Source organism: Bifidobacterium pullorum subsp. gallinarum (assembly GCF_000741215.1).
In the GTDB taxonomy this organism is placed as follows: domain Bacteria; phylum Actinomycetota; class Actinomycetes; order Actinomycetales; family Bifidobacteriaceae; genus Bifidobacterium; species Bifidobacterium pullorum_B.
The window spans coordinates 40,930-66,188 of sequence record NZ_JGYX01000006.1; the positions used below are offsets into that span (position 1 = coordinate 40,930).

21 protein-coding genes and 1 tRNA gene are annotated in these 25,259 nt (G+C 62.9%); 9 read left to right on the forward strand and 13 right to left on the reverse strand.

The window, feature by feature from the left end; translation table 11 throughout:
- Nucleotides 1–142 precede the first annotated feature (142 nt).
- Nucleotides 143–1,675: a chromosomal replication initiator protein DnaA gene (gene dnaA / locus BIGA_RS07585; RefSeq protein WP_162175554.1), complete on the reverse strand. Its 1,533-nt coding sequence runs from the start codon at nucleotides 1,673–1,675 to the stop codon at nucleotides 143–145.
- Nucleotides 1,676–1,972: 297 nt separating this feature from the next.
- On the opposite strand from dnaA, the gene rpmH reads away from it, so the two are divergent.
- The 8 genes from rpmH (at nucleotide 1,973) to BIGA_RS07615 (ending at nucleotide 7,593) form a co-directional block, all read left to right on the forward strand.
- On the forward strand, nucleotides 1,973–2,107 hold the full coding sequence (gene rpmH, locus BIGA_RS07590; RefSeq protein WP_007054596.1) for a 50S ribosomal protein L34: 135 nt from the start codon (nucleotides 1,973–1,975) through the stop codon (nucleotides 2,105–2,107).
- Between the two features lie 20 nt (nucleotides 2,108–2,127).
- Nucleotides 2,128–2,490 carry a ribonuclease P protein component gene (gene rnpA / locus BIGA_RS09350; RefSeq protein ID WP_081883167.1) on the forward strand — a complete coding sequence of 121 codons (363 nt, stop codon included), beginning with the start codon at nucleotides 2,128–2,130 and terminating at the stop codon, nucleotides 2,488–2,490.
- 20 nt (nucleotides 2,491–2,510) lie between these two features.
- The gene (gene yidD / locus BIGA_RS09355) at nucleotides 2,511–2,780 is read left to right on the forward strand and encodes a membrane protein insertion efficiency factor YidD (RefSeq protein ID WP_206538285.1); all 270 of its coding nucleotides are present in this window, start codon (nucleotides 2,511–2,513) and stop codon (nucleotides 2,778–2,780) included.
- Between the two features lie 23 nt (nucleotides 2,781–2,803).
- Complete coding sequence (yidC, locus tag BIGA_RS07595) at nucleotides 2,804–3,814, forward strand: membrane protein insertase YidC (protein ID WP_033507670.1); 1,011 nt, start codon at nucleotides 2,804–2,806, stop codon at nucleotides 3,812–3,814.
- Nucleotides 3,815–3,933: 119 nt separating this feature from the next.
- Nucleotides 3,934–4,440, forward strand: coding sequence for a Jag family protein (locus BIGA_RS07600; RefSeq protein ID WP_033507669.1), 507 nt, complete (start codon nucleotides 3,934–3,936; stop codon nucleotides 4,438–4,440).
- Between the two features lie 98 nt (nucleotides 4,441–4,538).
- Nucleotides 4,539–5,225: a 16S rRNA (guanine(527)-N(7))-methyltransferase RsmG gene (rsmG, locus tag BIGA_RS07605; RefSeq protein WP_033507668.1), complete on the forward strand. Its 687-nt coding sequence runs from the start codon at nucleotides 4,539–4,541 to the stop codon at nucleotides 5,223–5,225.
- A 209-nt stretch (nucleotides 5,226–5,434) separates the two neighbouring features.
- On the forward strand, nucleotides 5,435–6,394 hold the full coding sequence (locus BIGA_RS07610; protein ID WP_033507667.1) for a ParA family protein: 960 nt from the start codon (nucleotides 5,435–5,437) through the stop codon (nucleotides 6,392–6,394).
- Nucleotides 6,394–7,593 carry a ParB/RepB/Spo0J family partition protein gene (locus tag BIGA_RS07615; protein ID WP_033507666.1) on the forward strand — a complete coding sequence of 400 codons (1,200 nt, stop codon included), beginning with the start codon at nucleotides 6,394–6,396 and terminating at the stop codon, nucleotides 7,591–7,593. The genes BIGA_RS07610 and BIGA_RS07615 overlap by 1 nt, the downstream gene beginning before the upstream one ends.
- 100 nt (nucleotides 7,594–7,693) lie before the next feature.
- Here BIGA_RS07615 and trxB read toward each other — a convergent pair whose 3' ends face one another.
- The 5 genes from trxB to BIGA_RS07640 all read right to left on the reverse strand — a co-directional run bounded on the left by trxB (nucleotide 7,694) and on the right by BIGA_RS07640 (nucleotide 15,850).
- Entirely contained in the window at nucleotides 7,694–8,626 is a 933-nt protein-coding gene (gene trxB / locus BIGA_RS07620; protein WP_033507665.1) for a thioredoxin-disulfide reductase, read from the reverse strand.
- A gap of 75 nt (nucleotides 8,627–8,701) precedes the next feature.
- On the reverse strand, nucleotides 8,702–9,031 hold the full coding sequence (locus BIGA_RS07625; RefSeq protein WP_033507664.1) for an MFS transporter: 330 nt from the start codon (nucleotides 9,029–9,031) through the stop codon (nucleotides 8,702–8,704).
- Nucleotides 9,032–9,255: 224 nt separating this feature from the next.
- Entirely contained in the window at nucleotides 9,256–13,056 is a 3,801-nt protein-coding gene (locus BIGA_RS07630; RefSeq protein WP_033507663.1) for a murein biosynthesis integral membrane protein MurJ, read from the reverse strand.
- Nucleotides 13,053–15,152 carry a DUF6049 family protein gene (locus BIGA_RS07635; RefSeq protein WP_237744090.1) on the reverse strand — a complete coding sequence of 700 codons (2,100 nt, stop codon included), beginning with the start codon at nucleotides 15,150–15,152 and terminating at the stop codon, nucleotides 13,053–13,055. Before BIGA_RS07635 ends, BIGA_RS07630 begins: the two co-directional genes overlap by 4 nt.
- A gap of 44 nt (nucleotides 15,153–15,196) precedes the next feature.
- Nucleotides 15,197–15,850, reverse strand: a complete 654-nt coding sequence (locus BIGA_RS07640; RefSeq protein ID WP_033507662.1) for an NUDIX hydrolase — start codon at nucleotides 15,848–15,850, stop codon at nucleotides 15,197–15,199.
- Between the two features lie 125 nt (nucleotides 15,851–15,975).
- Between BIGA_RS07640 and BIGA_RS07645 the strand changes: the two genes are divergently transcribed.
- The gene (locus BIGA_RS07645) at nucleotides 15,976–17,388 is read left to right on the forward strand and encodes a CCA tRNA nucleotidyltransferase (protein ID WP_033507675.1); all 1,413 of its coding nucleotides are present in this window, start codon (nucleotides 15,976–15,978) and stop codon (nucleotides 17,386–17,388) included.
- Here the strand turns inward: BIGA_RS07645 and BIGA_RS07650 are convergent, their stop codons facing one another.
- From BIGA_RS07650 to BIGA_RS07680, 7 genes are all read right to left on the reverse strand, one after another.
- Entirely contained in the window at nucleotides 17,389–18,030 is a 642-nt protein-coding gene (locus BIGA_RS07650; protein ID WP_033507661.1) for a LytR C-terminal domain-containing protein, read from the reverse strand.
- A gap of 64 nt (nucleotides 18,031–18,094) precedes the next feature.
- On the reverse strand, nucleotides 18,095–18,997 hold the full coding sequence (locus BIGA_RS07655; protein ID WP_033507660.1) for a 4-(cytidine 5'-diphospho)-2-C-methyl-D-erythritol kinase: 903 nt from the start codon (nucleotides 18,995–18,997) through the stop codon (nucleotides 18,095–18,097).
- Nucleotides 18,994–19,875, reverse strand: coding sequence for a 16S rRNA (adenine(1518)-N(6)/adenine(1519)-N(6))-dimethyltransferase RsmA (rsmA, locus tag BIGA_RS07660; RefSeq protein ID WP_033507659.1), 882 nt, complete (start codon nucleotides 19,873–19,875; stop codon nucleotides 18,994–18,996). The genes BIGA_RS07655 and rsmA overlap by 4 nt, the downstream gene beginning before the upstream one ends.
- An 81-nt stretch (nucleotides 19,876–19,956) precedes the next feature.
- Nucleotides 19,957–21,387: an aggregation-promoting factor C-terminal-like domain-containing protein gene (locus BIGA_RS07665; RefSeq protein WP_033507658.1), complete on the reverse strand. Its 1,431-nt coding sequence runs from the start codon at nucleotides 21,385–21,387 to the stop codon at nucleotides 19,957–19,959.
- Nucleotides 21,388–21,759: 372 nt separating this feature from the next.
- Nucleotides 21,760–21,833 (reverse strand) — tRNA-Thr (locus tag BIGA_RS07670).
- Between the two features lie 120 nt (nucleotides 21,834–21,953).
- Entirely contained in the window at nucleotides 21,954–22,931 is a 978-nt protein-coding gene (locus BIGA_RS07675) for a DsbA family protein (RefSeq protein ID WP_033507657.1), read from the reverse strand.
- 75 nt (nucleotides 22,932–23,006) lie between these two features.
- The gene (locus BIGA_RS07680) at nucleotides 23,007–24,974 is read right to left on the reverse strand and encodes a serine/threonine-protein kinase (RefSeq protein WP_033507656.1); all 1,968 of its coding nucleotides are present in this window, start codon (nucleotides 24,972–24,974) and stop codon (nucleotides 23,007–23,009) included.
- Between the last annotated feature and the right edge of the window lie 285 nt (nucleotides 24,975–25,259).

A 25,259-nucleotide genomic window follows, 5' to 3' on the forward strand; every position in this document is an offset into this window, starting at 1 on the left:
TCATCATGAGTCTCGCCCGAGCGCAGGGACGCCGGCCGGGACTCGTTATTCTAACGCATCACCCGGTCATGGCCTGCTGCCGACGGGCAATCATGCTACGAGTATAGCGGTGCCCCGCAATGACCCCCGCGGTTGCGGGACGTCACTCCGCGGAACGCTGCTTGAGACGCACCGTGAGCTCCATCACGTAATTGTAGATCTCCTGCTTCTCCCGCATCTCGTCGCTGATGCGCGTGCATGCGTGCATGACGGTCGTGTGGTCGCGTCCGCCGAACACGTCGCCGATGTCCTTCAGGCTGATGCTGGTCATCTCACGGGACAGGTACATGGCGATCTGTCGTGCCAACGCCACGTTCTTGGTTCGTGTGCGTCCGACGATCTGATCGAAGGTCAGGTGGAAGTACTTGGCGACCTGGCCGATGATGTCGGAGGGCTTGACCTCCACGTCCGTAGTGAAGAAATCCTGCAGCGTCTGCTCCGCCAACGCCTTGGTGACGGGCTGGTTGCTGAGTGAGGCGACCGCGGTGACGCGCGTGAGGGCGCCTTCGAGCTCTCGGATGTTCTCGGTGAACCGTTCCGCGATCAGGTCCAGGACGTCGTTGGGTATGGTGACGCCATTCATGCCGCTCATCATGCGCAGGATGGCGATGCGGGTCTCCAGGTCCGGCGGCTTAACGTCCACGGTCAGACCGGCGTCGAACCGGCTGATCAGACGTGCCTCGAATCCTTTGAGGTTTTTGGGTGCGACGTCGCTGGCGATGACGATGCGTTTGCTGGCCTGGTAGAGGCTGTTGAAGGTGTGGAAGAACTGTTCGAGGGTGGCTTCCTTGCCGCCGAGGAATTGGATGTCGTCGATCAGGAGGACGTCGACCTGTCGGTAGCGTCGGTTGAATTCGGCGATGCGGCCCTGGCTTTGGCTGGGGTTCTGGAGGGCGTCGATGAATTCGTTGGTGAATTCCTCGGATGTGACGTAGCGTACCTTGAGGGTGGGGTCCTTGACGAGGGCGTAGTTGCCGATGGCGTTGAGCAGGTGGGTTTTGCCCAGGCCTGATCCGCCGTAGATGCATAGGGGGTTGAAGTCCTGTCCTGATCCTTCGGCGACGGCGAGGGCGACGGTGCGTGCGAAGCGGTTGGAGTCGCCGGGCACGAACGTGTCGAACGTCGCATTCTTATTCAGATGCGTCTCCGGATCCAGCGCCGGTCCACGCTCGCCGCTCTCGAACGATTGCGATGGGATCATGGCGGGAATGGGCAGCTGGCCCTGGACCGAGGTCCTGCCCGCGTACGGGTCGAATGCGGACGGGACCTCCGGCGTGCGCTCCTCGTGCCGGACGGGCTTGGCATGCGGCCGCTCAGTCTGCGCGGCGGGGCGTTCCTCGACGGCGGGCGCGATCTTGAACGCGGGGAACATCTCCTGTCCCGAGGCGATCCGCAGCGCATTCATCAACGATTCGTTGAGCGTGGTCTGCAAGGTCTGCTGGACCTCGGCGTTGCTGACGCACAGCACGATGGTGGTGCCGAACACCGCTTCGGGCACGACGTCCTCGAACCATCCCTTTTCGCGAGCCGACAGTGTGCTGCTATGGAGAATGGCCAGCGCGTCCGACCAGATGTCGGCCGCCTGCGTTGCCGCAGGGTTGATCGTCGTATCAGCCACCAGGGTCCCTTTCCTCATTGCAGCGTGTTGTTGCCAACTGAAATACAGTAGTCCATGTTTACTCCGAATCTCGGAAGTTATCCACACCCTTGCGTGTTGAAATGACTGGATTGTGAATAACATTCGTGTAATTTGTGGATAACTTTCCGCATATGTGCGGCACCATTCCAACGTTTTACGGCCGGTGTTTGTGAAGTTGGCTTGAACAAACGCGTCCGGTGTTTTGACTTGGGGTAGGGGTCAGAGTACGTTAGTAGAGCTTGACTCATGAGGAGCCGCGCTCAGGCGTGGCAAAAACACCGGGAGCATTAGATTATGAAGAGGACATTCCAACCGAACAACCGCCGTCGTCACATGAAGCACGGCTTCCGTCTGCGTATGCGCACCCGTTCCGGCCGCGCCGTCATCAACCGTCGTCGCGCCAAGGGCCGCAAGTCCCTCTCCGCCTGATTCCAACAGCGCGGGACAGCGTGGAGCGGCTGAGGAGCCACCGTGAATTCGTCGCGGTGCTGAAACGCCGCCGCAGGGTCTCTGATTCGGACATCGTCGCGCACTATCTGGTGCGCGACGATGTTTCGGAGGCTGCAACCCCGGCGGATGGTCATCGTCGTCTCGGCCTCGCTGTGTCCAAAGCCGTTGGCAATGCGGTAACCAGGAATACCGTCAAACGTCGGTTCCGGGTATCGGCGGCACATCATCAGGATGCGTTGCCCCCGAACTGCGATGTGGTGCTCCGGGCCAAGCCCAGCGCTTCATCCGCATCCTTCGCTTCGTTGGATGGCCAGATTCATTCCCTGTTCGAATCCATCGCGCGCAAATCGGGACAACGATGAACGGCAGCGTGGGCAGGGGCATGATTCGGTGTATCCGGTGGTATCAGCGTTATATCTCCGCGAACACCCCTGCTTGCTGCAAGTACTATCCCACGTGCTCTCGGTACGCCATAGAAGCCATTGAACGGTTCGGCGCGTGCCGTGGAGGACTGTTGGCGGTGTTGCGTCTGCTCAGATGCCGGCCGTGGAGTCGTGGCGGGATCGATGACGTACCCCAACGGTATTCGCTGTTCTACAGATTTTCCTGGTCCAAGGCTCACGAGGAGCCTCGGTTGACACCACTGGCCTAGGACGATAAGGAGAAGGCCTGATCATGAATACTTCGAACGAGTTTTTGCTGGATACCAGCTTCTTCGGTTGGCTGTACAAGATTCTGACGCCGATCGAATGGCTGATGACGCAGGTGATGAACCTGTTCCATGAATTCCTGAAGCTGCTGGGCATGTCGCCGATCGGTTTCTCCTGGGTGCTGTCCATCGTCTTCCTGGTGCTGGTGGTGCACGCGTGCATCTTCCCGCTGTACTACCGGCAGATGAAGTCGATGCGCAAGATGCAGGCGCTTCAGCCCAAGATGCAGCACATCCAGAACAAGTACAAGGGCAAAACCGATCAGGCCAGCAAAGAGGCGCTGAGCCGCGAGATGATGAAGCTGTACCAGGACAACGACGCGAACCCCGCCGGCTCGTGCCTGCCCATGCTCATCCAGGGCCCGGTGTTCATGTGCATGTTCTATGTGCTGTCCGCCATCCCCTACATCGCCGACGGCAAGCGTGCCGCCCTGGGCGCGTTCGACCAGGCGACCGCCGAGGAATTCTCCCAGACCACCGTGTTCGGGGTGAGCGTGACCGATAACTTCACCACGGCGGACACGTCGGGCAAGATCGTCATCGGCATCTTCGTGGCGCTGATGTGCACCTGCATGTGGTTCATGCAGTACAACAGCATGAAGCGCAACATGAACCAGGAGGCCATGGTCGGACAGGCCGCCATGATGCAGAAGATGATGCTCTGGGTGTTCCCGATCATGTACATCTTCTCCGGCATCGCGATGCCGTTCGCCGTGCTGGTGTACTGGCTGACCAACAACATCTGCAACCTGCTGCGTTCGATGTGGCAGATCTACAACTTCCCGACCCCGGGATCCCCGGCGTCCGAGCGCAAGAAGATCCGCGACCATGACCGTGAGAACGCCCGCCGTGCCAAGGCGGGCCAGATCTCCCTCGAGGAGGAGGAGCTGGTCAAGGCCAAGGAGGAGGCCGAACGGCGCGAGACCCAGGGGTATCAGCGCCAGCAGCCGCAGCGTAAGAAGCGGAAGAAGAAATAACGATCGTTGCGTCCCCGCCGTATGTCGGATGGCGGGGACGCATCCTTTTCCGATACCGCGTAAGCTCGGTATCGGTGAACGACTTGAACAACAACCCCTCGAGTAAGGAGTACAGAACAATGGCGCAGGATGACGACGAGAAAACGATGGATCAGCTCAATGATGAAGCCGACATCGCCGCCGATTATCTTGAGGGCCTGCTGGATATCGTCGATTACGAAGGCGATATCGAGTTGGGCGTCCGCAACAACCGCCCCATGGTGCAGATCGTTGCCGATGACGATTCGGACATCAAGCATCTGATCGGCCGTCATGGCGAGGTGGTGGACGCGTTGCAGCAGCTGACGCGTCTTGCGGTGCAGCAGAAGACCGGTGAGCGTTCCCATCTCATTGTGGATGTCGATGGATTCCTGAAGCGTAAGCGGCAGCATCTGCGTGACGTTGCGTTGGATGCCGTGGATGAGGTGCGCGAGACCGGCGAACCGGTCAACCTCAAGCCGATGAATTCCTTCGAGCGCAAGGTGATCCACGATGTGGTGCGCGAGGAGGGGCTCAAGTCCCGCTCGCATGGCGAGGAACCCCATCGCTACGTGACGGTGTATATGAAAGCCGGTAACGACGAGTGATGTCCATATTGTGGACATTGGGTTTCGAAGTATAAGATATGATGGAGGACCGTTGTCGGTCCTCCATCATTGTATGTATCGAATGAGAGGATGCGTTCATGCCCGAAGATGCCGAGATTCATGATCCGTTGGATGATTCTCCGATTCTCGAAGAGGTGCTTGGGGAGGCGTTGCCGCGCTTGCGGAAGTTTCACGTGAAACTTTCCACGGAAGGGGAGCCCAGAGGACTGATCGGACCAAGGGATGTCGGAATCCTGTGGGAGCGGCACATCCTGAATTCGGCGGCCATTGTGCCGTTCATCCGACGTGAGATCGGCAAGACGAGCGCATCGATCGCCGATGTCGGCAGTGGTGGGGGATTCCCGGGTATTGTGGCTGCGGCTTGCATGCCGGAACATCGCTTCACGTTGATAGAACCGATGGAGCGTCGTGTGGAGTGGCTGCATGAGTGTGTGGAGCTTATGGGGCTGTCCAATGTGACGGTGATCAGGGCGCGCGCCGAAGAGATCATCGCTGCGCTGAAGCGGCGAGATGCGCAGGTGCGACCGTTCGATGCGGTGACCTGCAGGGCTGTGGCTCCCATGACGAAATTGACCGGCTGGACGTTGCCGATGCTCAAGCCCCAGGGCAGCCTGATCGCCTTGAAGGGGCGTTCTGCTCAGGCGGAACTGGACAAGGCCGAGCGTGTTATTCGTACCGCCGGGGGTATGCGCGCACGCGTGGTTGTGGCCCCGGTCGGCGGCGATCTGGAGCCGACTCACGTGGTTATTGTGCGTAAACGATAAGTGTTATCCACAGTTATCCACGTATGTGTGGATAATTCTGTGGATAACTTTTTCGTTGAAATATCAACGATTATAGGCAATTCATGTTGACTTGTGGAATGAGTTATCCACATTGTTGATGACGTTATCCACATGGTTGACGAAGGCTGTGCAATGTCCATGCGCACAGTGAGACTTGAAGGTACTGGTAAAACTGAGGAGGGCTGTTCATGGCGGAGCAACAACACGGAATCGAGTCTGCCGCTGAGACGATTCAACGGATTTTTCAAGGCGGTGGCTCGCCGTTAGGCGCCGATATAGTGGATGCAGCCAGCCGATATCGCCGACTTCAGCAATCCGTGTTTCCCAAACCACAGCGTACCCGTTGCATTGCCGTCGCCAACCAGAAGGGTGGCGTGGGCAAAACATCCACTACGGTGAATGTTGCCGCGGCACTGTCCGATCATGGTGCTCATGTATTGGTCATCGATATGGACCCTCAGGGCAACGCCTCCACTGCATTGGGGATTATGCACTCATCGGGGCAGCCTTCCGTCTATGACGTGCTGGAAGGACGGCTGTCCATTGCGGAAGTGATGCAACCGTGTCCGGATTTTTCATCATTGCAGGTGGTGCCAGCCTCCATCGATCTCAGCGGTGCCGAGCTGGAAGTCGCGGATATGCCCGATCGCACCTTCCTGTTGAAGCGGGCGCTCGACGCGCATCTCGCCGATCATGATCTGGACTATGTCATCATCGATTGCCCTCCGAGCTTGGGACTATTGGTCATCAACGCGATGTGCGCGGTCACGGAGATGCTGATCCCGATCCAGGCCGAATATTACGCGTTGGAGGGATTGGGACAGCTCATCAACACCATCGGGCTGGTACAGGAGCATTACAATCCTGCGCTGATTGTTTCCACAATGCTGGTCACGATGTTCGACCGCCGTACGTTGCTGAGTCGTGAAGTCTTCGACGAGGTGAAGAAGCATTACCCCACCATCGTGCTGGACACCACCATTCCACGCACCGTGAAGATCTCCGAAGCGCCCAGCTTCAATCAGACCGTCATCCGTTATGACGCACACGGCGTGGGGGCCATCTCATATGGCGAAGCGGCATTGGAAATTGCACAACGTTCGCCGATGGTGTTGGATGCCATCGACAAGAGGAAAGGGGAGCGGTGATGTCCACACGTTCACGTTTGGGTAAGGGATTGGGCGCGTTGTTCCCCGCGCTTCCGGGGGAGGCTCTGCCGTCCGAGACTCCGACGTCTGAAACACCGCTACCTGAAACGGCTCCGCATGGTGAAGCGAAGCAGCCAGCCGCGCAGGCCGGGTCGAAACCATCCGGCGCCACCAGAAGCGGACGAAAGACGTCAGGCAAACGTGCGTCGATGCCGTCGCTGGACACCATCGTGCACCCGAGCGACATGTTCTTTGACACCACGCTGACCCAGCCGGCGGCACCTGCTCCGAAGGCCAAAGAACCTGAGCCAAAGGTTTCACGTGAAACATCTGAGGCTGAGCCGGAGGTGGAGCTGCAGCCGGTGCAGGGCGGATATCTGGATGAGTTGCGCTTGGATGCGATCGTCCCCAACGCCCACCAGCCGAGAACGATCTTCGATGAGGATGATCTGCGTGAGCTGTCCGATTCGATTCGTGAGGTCGGAGTACTGCAGCCCATCGTAGTTCGCCGGCTGTCTCCAAGCCAGTATGAACTGGTGATGGGCGAACGGCGTTGGCGTGCCTCGAAGTTGGCTGGGTTGGAAACGATTCCGGCCATTGTCAAGACAACGTCGGATAACGATATGCTGCGTGACGCGTTGCTGGAAAACCTGCACCGAGTTGCGCTGAATCCTCTGGAAGAGGCTGCCGCCTATCAGCAGATGATCGATGAATTCGGATTGACACAACAGCAACTCTCGAAATCGATCTCCAAGTCGCGTCCGCAGATTGCCAACACCCTGCGACTGTTGAATCTCCCGGTCACGGTGCAGAAGAAGGTCGCATCGGGTGTGCTTTCTGCTGGGCATGCCAGGGCGTTGCTGGCGTTGCCCACCGAAGAGGCGATGGAGAAGCTGGCCGATCGCATCATCGGCGAGGGGCTTTCGGTGCGCAGCACCGAAGAGATCGTATCAATGCAGGTGGCGGCGTCGGAACAGCCCAAGAAACGTAGGACTCATGCCGCTAATCCTTGGGTTGGATCAGCCATTCAGCAATCGTTGGAGAATCGTTTCGATACCAAGGTGTCCATCAAAGGCACAGCGAAGCATGGTCGCATTGAGATCGTGTTCTCTTCTCCAGAGGATATGGACCGCATCATGAAGCTGCTGGTTCCCGAGTCTCCGGCACGGCAGGATGACGACCAAGCGGGATGGGTGTAAAGAATCGCCGCGAACAAAGTTTCACGTGAAACAGAAGCCCCGCACACCACGGTTGAACGTCGTGATGTGCGGGGCTTCCGCGTTGAATCAGTGGGGGAGATCAGTCGCCCGACAGATACCGTTGCGCATCGAGTGCGGCCCTGCATCCCATGCCGGCCGCGGAGATGGCCTGACGGTAGACACGATCCACGGCATCGCCGGCGGCGAAGACGCCCGGAACGGATGTGCGGGTCGAAGCACCATCCACAAGGATATAGCCGTCGTCATCGAGCGCCAGAGCGCCGTGCAGAAAATCTGTGGCAGGGGTATGCCCGATGGCCACAAAGATGCCGTTGGCCGGAACATCGGTCACCTCATCCGTGGCGCGGTTACGTACGGTAATCGATTCGGCACCGGCGTCAGAGCCGTTGACCCGCTCAACCACGGTGTTCATCATCAATGTGATATCCGGGTTGGAACGGACTCGTTCCTGCATGATCTTTGAGGCGCGGAATTCGTCGCGACGGTGGATCAATGTAACCGAGGAGCCGAATCGGGTGAGGAACAGCGCCTCCTCGCAGGCGCTATCGCCGCCACCGACGACCACAATCGGCTTGTTGCGGAAGAAGAATCCGTCGCATGTGGCGCAGTAGGAGACACCGCGCCCGGCGAAGGTCTCCTCCCCGGGAACCTGGAGCTTGCGCACTGTGGATCCAGTGGTCACCACAACGGTGCGGGCCTGGAACACATCACCTTGATCGCAGGTGACGGTGTGAACGTCATCGCCGAAATCGACGGATACCACGTCGTCCCAGACCAGACGGGCGCCAAACTGTTCGGCCTGCCGCTGCATGGCATCCATCAGATCGGGGCCCAGAATCCCGTCGGGGAATCCGGGGAAATTCTCCACGGTGGTGGTATTGACCAACTGCCCACCAGGTGTGAGGGCACCCGCTATAACCAGCGGACGGTACCCGGCGCGGCCCAGGTAGATGGCCGCGGTGTATCCGGCGGGGCCGGAACCGATAATGACAACATCCTGAATATCGCTCATGCCTCAACAATATCCGAACACATGGGATGACGCATCGTCGTTTCCGTTCACAGGGAAATTGCCGCTCGCTTTGGTTCAGACTTCCGTGGCGTGACGGAAGGACTCGTCGAACCTCCGCCAGTGCCGGCCAAAGCCGGTCAGAACGAAAACGCCGGCATAGCAGCCGCCGATGATGGCGAATGCCAACGGTAGCGGCATGGACTGGCCCAGATAACCGGCCATCACACTGCCGAACGGCATGCCGGCGGTGACCGCTGCGGTCATTGCCCCCAACGTGCGCGCGCGGATATCTCCGGGAATCAACGCGTAGAGAATGGTGTCGATCATCGGGTTGATGGAACCGGCAGACAACCCCGCTATGGCGATGACCGCCAGGACCAGGGGGAACGGAATCTGCGCGGCCATACAGCAGCGCTGCTGAGTAGCCTTGGTTGAGCACGATCAACGGGATGGCGATGGTGGTCATGGCGTTGCCTGCGCGGGAGAGTGCGTCGGCGCCAATCACGCAATACAACGGTAGGGAACGATGATGGCCGGACAAGGCTGGTCCTCCTTATATGCAAAACGTTCCGAACCCCGTACGGTGCAGGGTTCGGAACGTTCCCGTGGAAACCACAAGGGAAGACGAATCAGAAGAACTGGATCTCGTCGATGTACAGCTGGTTCTGTGGCATATCCTCGGTCGGCACCCACAGCAGGATATCCTGGGTGTTCACCATCGTGTCGAACATGACCTCGGTGGTGCCGCCCTCGGCGAACGTGAACTCCGCCACCTGCTCACCGGCATTGGGGTCGGTGGTGTTGACCTTGACATACCCACGTCCGCCGGAGGAACGTATGGTGATGACCATACGGTAGACATCCTGCGGCTGGGCCAGATGTACCGCGTAGCCATAGCCGTTCGCCGACGGCGCGTTGATGAACGATTCCGACTGGATCTCGAACGGCGTGGTGTTGACGTGGCGAGGAGTCGGTACGGCGGAAGCTTCTTTATCCGCAGTGATGAGCTCACGTTGCGCGTCGGACTTGTCTTCGGCATCCTCGGACTTGCCGTCCTGCCCGGCCGGTTCGATCGTATCCGACTGGTCCTCGGATTGGTCGGCTTTATCCTCGTCCTTGTCGGTGTCGTCGGCCTTGTCGTCGGATGCGGCGGTTGCGTCATCGCTGCCGAACGGCACCTCGTCGGGGTTGAACTCCGGCCAGGCCTCGCCATCGGTCTGGGTGATGTTCGGGTCGCTCGAGTTGTTGGACAGGATGTGCATCGTGCCGAACAGCGCCGCAATCAGAACGACCACGGCGGCGATGATTGCCACGGTTTTGGTGGTGAGCCGGCCGAAGATCGTCTGGTCGGATACGTCCTCGTCGTCCAGATCCTCGGCGCGTACCACCTGCGTCGGCGTGAAGCTGGGCGGAACCGTTCCGTCCGGTACCGTCTGCTCGGTCTGCAGGGCACGGGTGGATGCGGATTCGACGGGAACGCCGTTGTCGTCGATGACAGGGATGCGGCTGGTCTCCTCAAAAGGATTGGCCGGTTCGACACGTACGCCGGACACATCCAGCGGAACCGTCAACCGTTCGTTGCCCAACGGTTCCTGTGTCGGGTACTGGCCGCCGAACAGGTTGTCGGAGTCGCCGGTATGATGCCCCGAATCGATGCCTTCGGACAGCAGCGCGCGTCCCTTATGCCAGAGTGACTTGACGGGATTGGCGGTTGCGGCCGCGACGGCGGTTGCCGCTGACGGTTGCTCCGCTGATGTGCTGTCCTCGTCGGCATCCGGTTCGTCGGCAATCGGTCGGGAGGTCACCAGCTTGGGCAGCGGGAGGAGATCCTCAACGGCGGTCGGACGAATCGCGATACGTTCGATGGAGGCCTGACCGGCGGCGGAGGGGAGAGCGAGATGCTGATCGCCCAACTCCGGAACGGTGACCCACGTGTTCAGCAACGCCATGAACTCGGGAATCGAGGCCAACGGCGTATCCTCATCCCCGATGCGCAGTCCGCGGGAGCAGATCAATCGGAATTCATACGGCGTATTCTCCGGCAGCGCTTCCACATCTGACGCCGTATCGAACCGGCGATGGGTCAGCAACTGGTACAACAACGCCGAAAGCTGACGGACCGCAAGCTCCTCAGCGGAAGGCGAGTCGATGGTTTCGACGGGATCCGCAATCATCATGCTCACCGGAGTGTCCGCCAGTTGGACACCGGATGTGGACACGCGCACGGTATCCGTGTCAATCGCATGGTGCACGACACCGTTGTCCATGAGGTGCCGCACCGTATAGGCGGTGTCTCCGATGATGGAGCGGATGGCGTCGTACCCCAATGCACCGAACTGCTCACTGCCCAGGTACTCGGACAGACTCATGCCGGCATCGGGTTCGGTTACGACGATCAGCGCGTCATCCTCATGATGGATATGCAGGATGGGCGTGCAATGGTGTTCGTTCGACGCCGCAAGCACCGATGCGGCGGTATCGGCCTCCCCAACGGCCGTTGCGTCCAGGATGATGAACAGCTGGCATTCCTGGTCAAGGATCTGATCGGTGGCCTTCCAGACCTGCAGCCCCTGTTCCTCGCATAGCGGCGACACCAAAACGTAACGGCTGATGATGGTATCTCCCAACTGCGGTCTCATGCTTCCCTCAACTCCCGAGCACATTGAAATGGACGCTTGTTGCGAACTAGTAGCTATTGTATCGGCGGGGATGGCCGAAGAATCCGGGGTATCCCGCGGCTTCTGCCCCTTTGCGGTATCCGCGGCGCCGCTGCGCGCGGTACGGCCGCCAAACCGGGAACGCACCATGCCGATCGCCGCCAAAAGCTCATCGGAACGCATCAGCCACAGGGCGCCCACGTACACCACGGTGATCACGATGGTCGATACCACGCATATGCCGACGGCCTGCAGCCAGTTCACCGCATCGGCGCCGAAATCGGCACCGACCAATGCATACACCGGATCCAGCAGGACAATGCCCACGGCCGCGGCGGCAACGGCGGCCGCGATGGCCTTGCCGTACGAACGTGCCAATCGCATGCCGTCGATTCGATTGCCGAACCGGCGGCGCAGCATCCACAACAGCAGCGGGAAGCACAGGATGTTGCCCACGGACACGGAAGCGCCCAGCGCGGTGACCCAGTATTGCGGCGGCAACAGGAACGTGGCCACAACCACGGTGACCACCTGCACGCCGGAGGCGGCGAATGCGAACACGAAGGGATGCTTGCCATCCTCGAACGCGAAGAAGGTGCGCTGAATAATCAGATACGCCGAGGTCATCGGCAAACCGATGCCCAGGCCCACCAACGGCCCCGCAATCAGCAGCGCCTCGTCCACGCTCACCGACGGCAGCAGCGCCAGGGTGATCGGCGCGGGAATCACCACAAACGCGGCCGCGAAGAAGAACATCAGCACGCCGACATTGCGCAACGCCGAACTGAGCTGCCGGCGTGCGTCATCGAGATCATGATCGGCCAGTGCGCGGGAGATCTGCGGGAACATCGCGGTCGCCACCGACACGGCGATCAGCGAGTACGGCAGCATGAACAGGGTATAGGCGTTCTGGTAGGTGGCGTTGCCCGCCACGTCGAACTGGCTGATCCCCAGCCGCATCTCGGCGGTTTCCGGGGCGTTGGTGGTGATGCGGGTGTTGATGATATTGGCCAGCTGGTTGATGACCACCACGCCGACGCTCCACGCGGCGACCGGCCCCATCGAACGCAGGCCTATGCCCCGCAGCCCCCAGCGCGGACGGTAGCGGATGCCGATGCGAGCCATCGGCACGAACAGGATCAACGCCTGGAACGCCACACCCGCGGTCCAGGCACCCGCGGTCAGCGCCAGCTTATCGGCGGTCCAGAACTCAACCGACTGCTGGTCGGCCCCGCCGAACAGCAGGATGAACACCGTGAACCCGATGCAGCTGATCACGTTGGCGCCCACGGAACTCCACGCGTAGGTGCCGAAATGGTCCTTGGCCGCCAGAATCTGGCCGATGACGGTATACAGTCCGTAGAAGAAGATCTGCGGCATGCACCACAACGTGAAGGCGTTGGTCAGGGCGGTCAGTTCCGGACTGCCGTTCACGTACAACGTCGTCAGCAGCGGCGTGGCCGCGGCCATGAGGGCCGTGACCGCCAGCAACAGGACGATGGCCACGGTGATGAGTTTGTCGAGCCGTTCCTCGGCGTCCTTGCTGTTCAGCGTGCGCACGATCTGGGGCACCAGCACGGCGTTGAAGATGCCGCCGGAGACCAGCGTGAACATGACCTGCGGAATCATGGCGCCGGCCTGATAGGCGTTGGCCGCCATGCCGGTGGTGCCCATCGCCGCGGCGAGCAGGATGGTGCGGATCTGCCCGGTCACGCGAGAGGCCGCGGTGCCGGAGGCCATGATCAGTGAATTGCGTCCGATCGAGGAGCTCATTCGTCGGGGTCCTTTACACGGTGGAACTGTCGCCAAAGGCCTGCGATGCCGAGCAGTACGGCGCAGACGATGATGATGAACCCGCTCATGTCACTGATCTGCAACGCACTGGTGATGGTGGTCGATTGCGCGGCGCCGAACGCGTTCCCCTCACGGTCCAGCAGCGTCAGCTGCGCGTTGGCCGTGCCCGAGGTCGATACGCGGATGGCCAGGGTGGTCTGCTCCTCGCTGGTCGGCGGCACGACCACGTCGACCAGCCGGGAGGTGACGATGGTCATGGAATCGGTGGTCGCCGAAATCTGGACCCGTACCGGGTACGGCAGGGCGTTGCTGACGGTGACGGGCATATTCGCCGTTTCGCTGACCACGTTCAGGCTCTCGATGGGGGTGATCCTGACGGCGTTGGACAGGGTTTCGGCGATGGTCTGAGGCCCGGCGAGCGTGGCGCTGTCCGCGGTGGCGTTGTAGGACAGCGCATGCAGGGCGCATCGCCGGTTCACGGCCAGCAGTTGGTTGACCCATGCGGTGGTGTCCTCGGAACGATGCGTCACGCTGTCGGCATCTTGGCGGGCCAATGCCTGGGTGTCCCCGCTGGCCTTCATCGATTCCTCCTGCGCATCGGTGAGGACGGAATCGCGGAAGCGGATGACGACGTCGTTGGCGTTGCCCAAGGCGTCCAACGCGGGTGTGAACCGCTCGGATACGGCCTGTCCGGCGCCATTGCCGTCGGGCACGGCGAGCAGTGCGTCCTGTCCGGTGGCGGAGGGCGTGGCCGACATCAGCGTGTGCAGGTCCGTCATCTGCAGCCAGGGCGACTGTTCGATGGCGGACAGCAGGGCGTCCAATGTGGCGGTGTCCGTGGAGGAGTCCAGGCAGATGAGCAGGTTGCGTTCCGTATAGGGTTGCTCCATCTGATAGAACGCGCTTTGCGCCACGAACCGGGCCAGACGGCCGCCCGCGGTGCGTTCCGCCGTGGCGGTCTGACTGGTGGCCTGGCCCTGCGCCAATCCGCTGAGAACGGGTTGCGCCGCGAGTACGGTGACATCGCCGGCATCGGTGGGGACGACGGTGGTGTCGGTGCGTACGATGCCCAGGGACATATCGCTGAAATCGCTGGTGGCGACCACGGTGTCATACCCCTGCCGCTTGGCGGTCGTCAGCGCCTGCTGGGTCCACGATGCCGATCCCTGCCAGGCCACGGCGTCCAATTCGGCTTCGTCGTCGCCGAGCGCCTGCCGGTACTGCGCCAGGGCGGTTGCGGCGTTCCAGTCCTCCGCGCGGATGCCGGTGCGGTCGTACCGGCCGGTATCGGCCGCCGCATAGGCGGTGATGTCGAATCCGGCGGGCTGCATGATGGCCGAACTGCGGATCGGCATCCGCATGGCATCCAGGTATGTGGGGTCGGCGACGACCTGCACCCCCGGGTGGTTGTTCAGCAGTTGGGTCTGTTCCTTGACCTGGGCCTCGCCGGTCTTGCTCAACGAGATCACGTCGGAGTCGGCGTCGGCATCATCGGTGAGCAACGTGGTCAGGTCATCCGTGTCGACCTGCCACTGGGTGCTGGACAACGGCAGGGCCACGGTGACGTTCAGCGCCGGGGTGGCGGCACCGTTCAGTCCTTCGGCGGAACGTGTCAGGAATGTGTGCGTCTCCACGCTGGTGCCGTCGGTATGGAAGTCGACGCGCAGCGGCTTGGGACCCCACTCGGCGATGGACGTCAGCACGGCGTTGTCGGCGTCGACATCGATGGCGATGGTCGCGGTGCCGCCGGGGGCGATCTCCGGGGTCTGGACCTCGGCAAGGACCTGCGGTGTGGGGATGCCGACCTCGTCCTGCGCCCACTGCTGGATATCGGTGCGTGAGATAAAGGTGTAGTGGACGTTGGTGGATAGGGTGACCGTGCCCGCGGGCAGGGCGTGATCGGTGGGGTTGGTGATGTCCAGCGTGAGGTGGTATCCGGATTGCGCCGTGACCGGCGCCGTGGCGGTGTTGATGTCGACGGTGACCGCGTCCGTGGCGGTGCCGTCGTCCATGGCGACCGCCTGCGGGATGCAGACCATGGCCACCGCCAGCATGAGGGCGGTGACCCATGCCACGGCATGGCTGCATATGCGGTGTCCGATACCAGCGGGGATGCGAGTCACGATTGTTGTTCCTGCCTGTTGCGTTTCCTGGCGTACAGCCATGCGATCTTGCGTTCGTTCGGATAGCTTAGTACGTCGTCGAGGTCGTCGAAGTCCACCCAGATCGCGTCCTCGGCCTCATGGTCCGGGTCACCCTCAACGGTGAGCTCGCCGCTGATGCGCCGCAGCGCGAAATGGTGCACCAGTTTATGGACGCGTTGGTTCGTGCCGGTGAACCAGTAATCGATGGTGGCGATCGACTCCACGACCTCGCCCAGGATGCCGGTCTCTTCGTGCACCTCTCGGACGGCCGTCTGCTGGGGCGTCTCGCCCTTCTCGATATGCCCCTTGGGCAGACACCATTCCAGGTGGCCGCTGCGCGAATGCCGGGCGATGATCGCCACACGGCCGTGGTCGTCGAATACCAGGCCACCCGCCGAGTACTCCCTGACAACCGGCAGTTCCTGCGCGTCCAGCGAAGCGAACGTGGTCGGCCCGTCGGTGTTGCGCCGCGGCGGCATCATGGCGGGGGTCGGCGTGCGTGCGGGTTCCGGCTGGCGGGGCTCCGGGGATTGGGAGGTGTATAGCAGCTCGTCCGGTTCCAGCGGGTTTCGGGCATGGTTGCCCGCAGCATGCGCGAGCATGCGTGCAAGGTCTGCGGGCGTAATCATGGTTTCCACCTTACTCAACTCTATGTGCAGGTGGGGTAATGGTGTCGGGTGCGCGGCGTTTATCCGCCGTGGAAGGGTGACGGTATGCTGGTAGGCGCAATGATTCGTCTGCCGAAAGGGTGCGCGTGAGTTTCGAAGTGTGGCCGGAAGCCATCGAGTTGGGCCGTCTGTTCGCCGATGAGGGGTATGAGTTGGCGTTGGTCGGTGGTCCGGTGCGGGATATGCTGCTGCACCGTCGTTCCCATGACCTCGATTTCTGCACGTCCGCGCGCCCGGAGCAGTTCGAGCCGATCCTGCGCCGTTGGGGGCGCGACGGCTTCTGGGATATGGGGCGGAAATTCGGCACGTTGGGGGCCATGCGCCGCCGCGCCGACGGCACCGAGGTCCAGGTCGAGGTGACGACGTACCGCTCGGATGTCTACGATCCCGACTCCCGTAAGCCGGAGGTCAGCTACGGCGACACGTTGGAGGGGGATCTGTCCCGGCGTGATTTCACCGTCAACGCGATGGCGCTGCGCGTGCCCGACCTGGAGTTCGTCGACCCGTTCGGGGGCGCGAACGATCTGGCCAAGGGCGTGCTGCGCACCCCGGTCGATCCGCGGCAGTCCTTCGACGACGACCCGCTGCGCATGATGCGTGCGGTGCGGTTCGTGGCGCAGCTGGGGTTCCGCATCGAGCCGGAGACCGCCGAGGCGATTACCGATATGGTCGACCGCATCGGCATCGTATCGGCCGAGCGTGTGCGTGATGAGCTGGTCAAGATGCTGCTGTCCGACCGGCCGCGTGCGGGCATCGAGGCGTTGGTCGAGTCCGGTCTGGCCGACATCGTGTTCCCGGAGGTTCCCGCCCTGCAGCTGGAGATCGATGAGCATCACCGGCATAAGGACGTGTTCGAGCACACGATGATCGTCATCGACCGCGCCGTGGCGTTGGAAACCGGCCCGGATGGCCCCGTGCCCGCTCCGGATCTGACGTTGCGTCTGGCCGCGCTGATGCATGACATCGGCAAACCGAAGACCCGCAGGTTCGAGGCCGGCGGCAAGGTGAGCTTCCACCACCATGACGCCGTGGGCGCCAAGATGACGCGCAAACGTCTGAAGGCCCTGCACTTCGATCATCATGTGGTGGATGATGTGGCCGAGCTGGTGAATCTGCACCTGCGCTTCCACGGGTATGTGGACGAGCCGTGGACCGATTCGGCCGTACGCCGGTACGTCAAGGACGCCGGGCATCTCTACGAGCGTCTGAACCGGTTGACCCGCGCCGACGCCACCACGCAGAACCGCCGCAAGGCCATGGTGTTCGCTTCGGCCATGGATGAGATGGAACAGCGCGTGCGCGACCTCAAGGAGAAGGAGGACTTCGACGCGATCCGTCCGGACCTCGACGGCAACGAGATCATGGATCTACTCGGTCTCGAACCCGGACCGATGGTCGGCCGCGCCTACAAGCACATGCTGGAATACCGGCTGGATAACGGGCCGGTGGACCATGACACGGCCGTGGAGGAGCTGAAGCGCTGGTACGCGGCGCTGTGATCAGTGCGCCAGAGCGGCCGGCAGGTCGGTCATCTGATCCGCCGGCTGGCAGCCTTCGATGTCCTCGATCGGCGAGCCCGGCGCCAGCACCTCGTCGGTATCCTTCAGATTCTTGAACGTGGCGCCCAGCACCACGTCGATCAGCGCATCCTCACGGTCGTCCATCACCATGATGGCGTCGGTGAAGTTGTCGTTCAGCGTATACGCCTGGTTGATGGCGTTGCGCCCGAAGTAGATGGTCGTGCGCTCCACGGTGGTGACGAACCCCTCACCGGCGTTGTTGTTGTCGCGCAGGGTGTCATACCCCTGGACTGTGAACCCGCGGTTCTCCAATCCCTTAGCCACCGCCTGCGCGAAACCGGAGAAACTGGTGCCATTCAGCACGCGGATGGTAATCGAGGGGTTGTCCACCGTGGTGGCGGGGGTGCCGTCCTCGCCCTTGGCGGAGCAGGGCGCGGTGACCCCGTAGTTCGGCGCCTGCACGGGGGTGCCGACGCGTCCCAGACCGAAGACGTGGAAGTAGAACAGCATCGAGACCACAAGCGCCACGGCCATGATCGCGCCGACTACCGAGAACACAACGCGCTGGCGATGGCGGATGTACTGTTTGCGGGCTTCCCGCTCGTCGTTGTACTGTTCCATATTCCCAAAATCCTTCATGAATGATTGCTACCACCATAGCGTCAGTGGCTGACGCTGATGCGGACTATGCGGTATGGACGTGCACCTTTGGGGTAGCCGGGGCGTCCGCGGCGATGATGCGGTCCACGGCCGCCGACTCGCGCCACGCGTTCGCAATCGCCTGCAGTCGCGCGGCGTCGGGCGCGAACGCCACCACCGAGGGGCCGGAACCGGAGACGAAGGCATGCGTGGCGCCGGCCTGCAATGCGGCGCGCACCGCCGCACCGCTGCGCGGATGCAACGAGATGGCGGCGCGCTGCAGATCGTTGTCATGGTCGGGGTCGCCGCCCAACTCGTCGAAGGTCGCGTAGACCTCGGGCGTGCGCAGCTCGGCCTGATAAGCGCCGACCACCAACGGTCCGGCGAACCCGCTGTCGCGCAGCTGGCGGATCCGATCCTCCTCAAGCGTCGTGATGCGTTCGCCGAATCCGGTGCCATGGGCGTACCCTCCGGACAGGCAGAACGGCATATCGGCCCCCAACCCGGCGGCCACCTCGCGCAGCCGCTCCAACGGCCAATCCAGGCCCCACAGCGTATTCAACGCCAACAGCGTGGCCGCGGCATCGGCGGATCCACCGCCCAGTCCGGCGCCGACGGGGATGCGCTTGTCGATGGTGAGCGCCACGTCCGGCTCGCGGCCGCTGGCCTCGGCCATGGCGAACAGGGCCAGCACCGCATGGTTGCGGCGCATATCGGTGCCGGAGGCGGCCAGATCCCCCAGGTGGGTGCCGGACAGATCCAGCGAGAACCCGGTGCCGGGCGCTTTGCGGGTGGCAGTGACCGTGTCGTAGATGCTCACCGCGCAGTAGATGGTATCCAGGGCGTGACGATTCCCCCATTCCGCGCGGGCCTGCCCGACGCGCAACGTCAGATTGGTCTTCGCCGGACAATCCACGCTGACGGACACGGGAAAGGATGGACCGGTCATGATGCCTGAACCTCCTGAACGGCACGGGAAAGGGTGGCGAATTCGTCAATGGTCAGGGTCTCGCCGCGGCGGGTGGCGTCGATGCCCGCCCGGGTGAAGGCCTCGGCGGGCACAATCCGCTTGAGCGCGGCGTGCAGCGTCTTGCGCCGCTGGCCGAACGCGGCGTCGATCAGCGAGAACGTCATGGCGCGGTCCGCGCCGGCGAACCGCGGCTCGGCATAGCGGGAGAAGCGCACCAGCGCCGAATCCACGTTCGGCGCCGGCCAGAACACGTTACGGCCGATCACGCCGGCCCGTTCGGCGGTGCCGTACCACGCCAGCTTGACGCTCGGCGTGCCGTAGATCTTGCTGCCGGGGCCCGCCGCCAGTCGGTCGGCGACCTCCTTCTGCACCATGACCAGGAAGGAGTCCAGCCCGTCGAACCGTTCCAGCAGCGTGAGCACGATCGGCGTGGCCACGTTGTACGGCAGGTTGGCCACCAGCGTGAACCGGCCGTCCATCCGGGGCAGCATATCCGGCGTCAACGCCAGGGCGTCGCTGGTGATGACGGTGAGCCGGTCCGCGGCCTGCGGCATGAACTCGGCCACGGTCGTCGGCAGACGCCGGGCCAACGGCGGATCGATCTCCACGGCGGTCAGCGTGGCGCCCGTCTCCAGAATGGCCAAGGTCAACGACCCCAATCCCGGGCCGACCTCAAGAACGGTATCGTCGGCGCCGACGCCCGCCTCGCGGACGATGCGCCGGACCGTACCCGGATCGATGACGAAGTTCTGACCGAACTTCTTGGTGGGGCTGATGCCCTCCTCCTCGGCTATGCGCCGGATGTCGGCCGCACCCAGCAGGCGGCCGCCGTCCGTCATGGTCGCATGATCCGTCATGATTCCCCTGTCTTCTCGTTCCTCGTCGATGGGCCGGTGGGCGCCGGCCGTGCCGTCAGTATCGGTTGTCGGTGCCAATCGTCAGTACCAGTTGTGCTGTTGCCACCATGCCACCGCCTGCGTCGGGCTGCCGTAGCGCTGGGCGATGTAGCTCAGCCCCCAGTCGATCTGCACCGCGCCGTCGTCCTGCCAGCCGGGCCCCATCTTGGAACCGGGCAGGGCCTGCGGGATGCCGTAGGCGTCGGACCAGGGGTTATCCGCGTACCACAGCCAGCTGGATTCGTGGTTCCACAGCCAGACCAGCGCGTCCCACTCGGCGCCGGTCCATCCGTATTGCGCGGCGGCGCCGGCGGCGTAGGTCTGGGCCTGTGCCACGGTCGGATGCCAGAGGCGGCCCTGCGACGATCCGCCGGAATTGCCTCCGGAACCGTTGCCGGTGTTGTCGGAAGGAGGCGTCTGCGACGAGCCCCCGGAGGACGATCCTCCGGAGGACGATCCGCCCGAGGACGATCCCGAACCGGACCCGCTGCCGCTGCCGGAGGACGAACCGCCCGTGGTGTCGGACGGCTGCTGCGTCGACGGTTCGTCGGTTTCCGGCTGGGCCTGCGTATTGCTGCCGGCGTTGGCCTGGCCATGGCTCGTATCGTCCGGCGAGTCCATCTCCTCCGGACCGACGGCGATGATCTGGTCGATGGCGATGACGGTGGTCGTCTCGGAGATCAGGGTTTCGCTCTCCGGCACCCCGTCCACGTAGGTGACGTCGAAGACGCGCTGGATCTCCCCGTTCGAACCTTCCTGCCGGATGACGGTCTGCCCCGGGGCGAGCGTGGGGTCGATGATGGTCCGCGTGGAGAACGGCACCGTTTCCGTACGGGTCTCCTCGCCGTGGGTGACGCGCCGGACCCGCAGGATGGTCTGCGAGCCGTCCTTCTCCACGCTGACCCGGTCCTCCTTGTTCAGAACGATGCCCTTGGAATCCAGGATCGACGCGGCCGGCAGCTTGCCGTCGGGGGCCTGCGAACTCTTGCCGTCGGCGATGACGGTCACCGGGCCGTTCTCGTTGATGACCAGGCCGCCGGTGAGCTGGCTGTAGACATTGTCGATGTTCACGGTGATCCGGGCCGCTTCATGCTCATTGGCCTCGAAGAATCCGAGCAGTTGGTCGGCGCTGGTGGCCACCGTCCAGAACGGCACCTCCTGGCCGTCGATGGTGATGGTGGTCTGGTAGGCGCTGCGTACGGTGACCACGTCATGGTTGCGCAGGCGGCTTCCGGATGTGGTGGTGATCTGATCGTGGGTCTTGACGTCCACGCCCTGGTCCCTGAGCAGCCTGTCGACGGTCATGGCGTAGGTGGTGACCGTGGTGGTTTCGCCATTGATGTCCAATGCGATCGATTTGCGGGAGGTCAGGGCGAAGGTGGCGGTGGAGGCGATCACCACGACGGCTACGCAGACGGCCACTCGGATACGGCGCATCGTCGTGAATCGTTTCGGCGTCCATCGTCTGGCCATGACGGCATTCCTCCCGTTGTCGGATCACTACCGCTGCATTGTATCGGTTCGTCGGTGTCGTCATCGTGCTGCGACGCCATACCTGTCCATTCTCCCACAATTCGGTGTGTCGGTGGGGACCGCTCCGATGACGATCCTTCGCGGCGTGGTGCCGGTGCATCGAAAAGGATAAAAGAAAAAAGGGGGCGGGAGAGAAGGGGATGTTCCCGCCCCCTTATACCGGAGGGAGCTGGTTGGGGGACGCTCCGTCCGGTCCCAGAAGCCTATAGTTGGGGGGGGAAGGCCTCTGGATAACTTACTCAGGGGTAAGATTTCCACGCAGACTGTCGCCTGCCTGTATAAAGCATTATACGACGTTCAGTCCGTGCTTCGAGCCTCCTGTCGGGATCGAACCGACGACCTGCCGCTTACAAGGCGGCCGCTCTGGCCATCTGAGCTAAGGAGGCGTGTCCCCAGTAGGTAAACCGTGGGACGAATGAATAGCATAGCAGCACTTGTTGAAACGGCCAACACGCATGGGAAGCCTTCCCTCGGCGTGTTGACCGTCATCGTGTGCTGCCGGGAGGTCACTGACCGGTCGACACGGAGATCGGCTCGCCATCGGCGCCGATCGACGGCATGACGCCTGCCTTGCCGACATCGCCCTCGTCGATGCCGAGCGAGGTGAGCAGACCGTCCTTCATCGTCACGTCGGCGAAGGACAGTTCGTTGATATCCCAGAAATGCCCGTTGATCGTCAGCGTCGGTGTGCTCATCGACCCCTTGAGCGAACCGGAGGTGTTGAACAGCTCCTCGCGCTTGGGCGTGTAGGTGTCCACCGCGTCCAGCCATTCGGTGTACTTGTCGGTGGCCATCTTGTCGGCGACGTCCTCGGACACCCCGGCGGCGATGGCCTGCTCGCGGATCTGCTCGTCGCTGACCGGTACGTATGCGTCGCCCTCCTGCGGCTGGAAGTCGCTGGCGTACATGTTGGACACGAAGGTGAGCAGATGCCCCGGATCGTCGTCGTTGTCCACAATCGTCAGGGCGGCGTTGGCCGCACGGGTGGAGTAGTCGTCGGTGGACAGTGAATCCATGAACGCCATGAAGTGCAGATCCAGGTTGATCTGGCCGGCCTCCATCATCGTGATCAGCGTGGGGTCGAGCTCGCGGTGCACGTTGCCGCAACCGGGGCACAGGAAGTCCATGTAGATCGACACGGTCGGCGCATCCTCAACCGCGGTGTCGTACCCGTCCTTGGAGATCAGGATGCCGCCCTGGTCGTCGATGTGGGCCGGTTTGGTCTCCACCTGCTGCAGCTGGGTGTAGGCCTCGTCGATGGACATCTGGGCGACGGGATTGTTCGGATGCGTGGCGCGCCAGATCGCGACGCCGGCGATGATGCCGAGCACGGCGATGATGGCCACAACGATGCCGCCGATGATGGTCTGCTGCTTGCGCTCCTTGGCCGCCTTCAGCGCCGCGGCCCGTTCCGCCGCCTCCTGCGCGGCGCGGCGTTCGGCGCGCGACTGCCGTTTTTCGGTCTTCTTGGTGTTCTGGACCATCGGTTTCCTTTCCTGATTCCACTTCCGCCCATACTAATGGACGGGGTTCCGCTCACGGCTGGACGGATATGAAATTCACGTAAACAGCGGAAACCAGGAGATGGATGGCAGGAACACGGCCATCAGCACGGTCAGCGCGGTCAGCATTCCCCCGACGGCTATGGCAGCTGTTCGGCGGACATGGGGACGCGAATCCGCCGTCTCGTCCGCGGGGTCACCGGCATCGCGCCGCGGCGTCATGCCGCAGAGGGTGGCCGCGCCGATGCGGAGGGTGTCGGGTGAGAACGCCAGTACATTGGCGAGCCAGCACAGGCCTGTGACCCCGGCCATGAACAGGCCGGATGCGGACAGTGGTACGTCCATGGGCAGCAGGGCGGTGAGCGGATGGCTGGTGGGGGTGAAGGTTGCAGTGAACGCCTCCGACGGGGCTCCGAGCAGCCAGGACATCGCCAAGGCCGCGCCGAGAACGACCGCGGTCATCGGCGCGATGCGTAGCGCGGCCAGCGCACAACCCTTGGCCAGATGCCACGGTACGGCGGCGGCGCGGCGCAATCCGTCGCCGAACCGCCGCTTACCGTCATGCCGGATTTCCCGGCGGAACTGCGATTCGGCATTCAATCCCGCGGCCAGCATCGCCCAGAACAGCGCGAAGGCCAGCGTCAGTGCGCCGAACGGGTGCGAGGCGGCCAGTATCGCCACCGGCAGGGTCGCCAGGAGACAGGGAGTCAGACCCTGCTTGCGGCGGGATTCGCGTTGTACGTACGTCAGATAGGCACCCCCTAAGGGGGAGGCCTGTGGCGGTGTGGGCGGTCCAGACGGTTCGGACAGTGGCGATGGTGGCGGCAGCGGCGCCGATGCGGCCGTCCGTAGGACCGCGGTGGCGGTCGGCGGAGCCGGTGGGGACAGTGGAGCCGACGGTGCGGCCATCGTGGTGGTGGACGGCATGGCCTGGAGGATGGCGGTGGCGGTCGGCGGAGCTGGAGGTTCCAGAGGAGTTGACGGCGCCAACGTGGAGGTCACGATTCGTGTACGCTGCTGGTCCGGCCCGTTGTCAATCAGCTCGTCGTCCTGCTCGCCGGGGCCATCGTCGATCTCATCGTCGGTCCATAGCGACCGCGGATTGTTCGGATCCGCGGGCGAGTCCTCCCCGGCGTCCGGGGACGCGGGGTCAAAAGGGCGCACCACCTCCCATGCGGTGGGGTCCATGGCGTCGCGTTCGATGGCCTGGAGCAGCGCTTCCGGCGCGCATCGCTTGGACCGGTCGGGGTCGAGCGCCGAACGGAGCGCCGCCGTCGTACCGGCCGGCAATCCCGTCAGATTCGCGTTGCCGGCCGCCGCGCGCTCCAATACGGCCATCATCGGCTTGGAACCGAACACGGGCGCCCCGGTGGCGGCGAATGCCAGCACGGACGCCACCGACCACCAGTCGGTCATCTCGTCGGATTCGGCCCCATCGATGATTTCCGGGGCGATGAACCCGGGCGTGCCCATCACCAGACCGGTACGGGTCACATGGCTTTCCCCCTCGCCCATCGCAATGCCGAAATCCACCAGGATCGGGCCGGTGGCGGAGACCATCACATTCGTCGGCTTGATGTCGCGGTGGATGATACCGGCGGCATGCACGGCCTTGACGGCGTCGATCAGCTTGCGCGTCAGCCGTTCCAGATCAGTGCCCACATACCGGCCGTTTGCGGCGACGTCGTCGCGCAGGTTCTTGCCCTCGATTAGCTCGGTGACGATGAACGCCAGCGAATCGTCCAACTCCATATCCACAATGCCGCATACCCCCGGGTGTTGCACGCGGCGCAGCGCCATCGCCTCGCGGCGCAGGCGCTCCCGGGCGGTCAGCCGTTCCCTGGCTTCCGGGGAATCCGGCGGCACGTCGTCCTCGGACAGCGAATCGCGCAGGATCTTCATCGCATACTCCTGGCCGCCGTCGTCACGCACCCGCCATACGGAACCCATCGCGCCGGCACCCAGACGGGATATCAGCGTATACCCCCCCACCAGCTGGCCGGATTCCAGATTCAGTTCGCTCATGCCGCCATCCTACCGCGACACGCTGTAACGACGCGATGCCGCAAGGGTCGGCAGGGGATGACTGGCGGCGAAAAAGCGGGGCGGGCCATAGACGGAACGCATGGGGGGGACCATGCAGATTATGCGCTTGAATCGACAGGATATGGGTCGAACGGGTAAAAGCCGGTAAAGTTAGGAATGATGGATTTATCGGCATGAAGAGGTGCTGACGTTGCGAACCTCAATGGTGAAGCGAACGATCCAGACCTGACTGATGGTTGTGTGGCAGGGCAGTCTCACGGCCGA

Excerpts from the sequence above, each read along its gene's own strand:
- rsmG (WP_033507668.1), top strand. The coding sequence starts at position 4,539 with ATGCCCGAAGATGCCGAGATTCATGATCCGTTGGATGATTCTCCGATT.
- rsmA (WP_033507659.1), bottom strand. The coding sequence starts at position 19,875 with ATGACGGATCATGCGACCATGACGGACGGCGGCCGCCTGCTGGGTGCG.
- rpmH (WP_007054596.1), top strand. The coding sequence starts at position 1,973 with ATGAAGAGGACATTCCAACCGAACAACCGCCGTCGTCACATGAAGCAC.
- BIGA_RS07675 (WP_033507657.1), bottom strand. The coding sequence starts at position 22,931 with ATGGTCCAGAACACCAAGAAGACCGAAAAACGGCAGTCGCGCGCCGAA.
- dnaA (WP_162175554.1), bottom strand. The coding sequence starts at position 1,675 with ATGAGGAAAGGGACCCTGGTGGCTGATACGACGATCAACCCTGCGGCA.
- trxB (WP_033507665.1), bottom strand. The coding sequence starts at position 8,626 with ATGAGCGATATTCAGGATGTTGTCATTATCGGTTCCGGCCCCGCCGGA.
- BIGA_RS07630 (WP_033507663.1), bottom strand. The coding sequence starts at position 13,056 with ATGAGCTCCTCGATCGGACGCAATTCACTGATCATGGCCTCCGGCACC.
- BIGA_RS07655 (WP_033507660.1), bottom strand. The coding sequence starts at position 18,997 with ATGACCGGTCCATCCTTTCCCGTGTCCGTCAGCGTGGATTGTCCGGCG.
- BIGA_RS07600 (WP_033507669.1), top strand. The coding sequence starts at position 3,934 with ATGGCGCAGGATGACGACGAGAAAACGATGGATCAGCTCAATGATGAA.
- yidC (WP_033507670.1), top strand. The coding sequence starts at position 2,804 with ATGAATACTTCGAACGAGTTTTTGCTGGATACCAGCTTCTTCGGTTGG.
- BIGA_RS07680 (WP_033507656.1), bottom strand. The coding sequence starts at position 24,974 with ATGAGCGAACTGAATCTGGAATCCGGCCAGCTGGTGGGGGGGTATACG.
- BIGA_RS07650 (WP_033507661.1), bottom strand. The coding sequence starts at position 18,030 with ATGGAACAGTACAACGACGAGCGGGAAGCCCGCAAACAGTACATCCGC.
- BIGA_RS07665 (WP_033507658.1), bottom strand. The coding sequence starts at position 21,387 with ATGGCCAGACGATGGACGCCGAAACGATTCACGACGATGCGCCGTATC.
- BIGA_RS07610 (WP_033507667.1), top strand. The coding sequence starts at position 5,435 with ATGGCGGAGCAACAACACGGAATCGAGTCTGCCGCTGAGACGATTCAA.
- BIGA_RS07640 (WP_033507662.1), bottom strand. The coding sequence starts at position 15,850 with ATGATTACGCCCGCAGACCTTGCACGCATGCTCGCGCATGCTGCGGGC.
- BIGA_RS07615 (WP_033507666.1), top strand. The coding sequence starts at position 6,394 with ATGTCCACACGTTCACGTTTGGGTAAGGGATTGGGCGCGTTGTTCCCC.
- BIGA_RS07625 (WP_033507664.1), bottom strand. The coding sequence starts at position 9,031 with ATGGCCGCGCAGATTCCGTTCCCCCTGGTCCTGGCGGTCATCGCCATA.
- yidD (WP_206538285.1), top strand. The coding sequence starts at position 2,511 with ATGATTCGGTGTATCCGGTGGTATCAGCGTTATATCTCCGCGAACACC.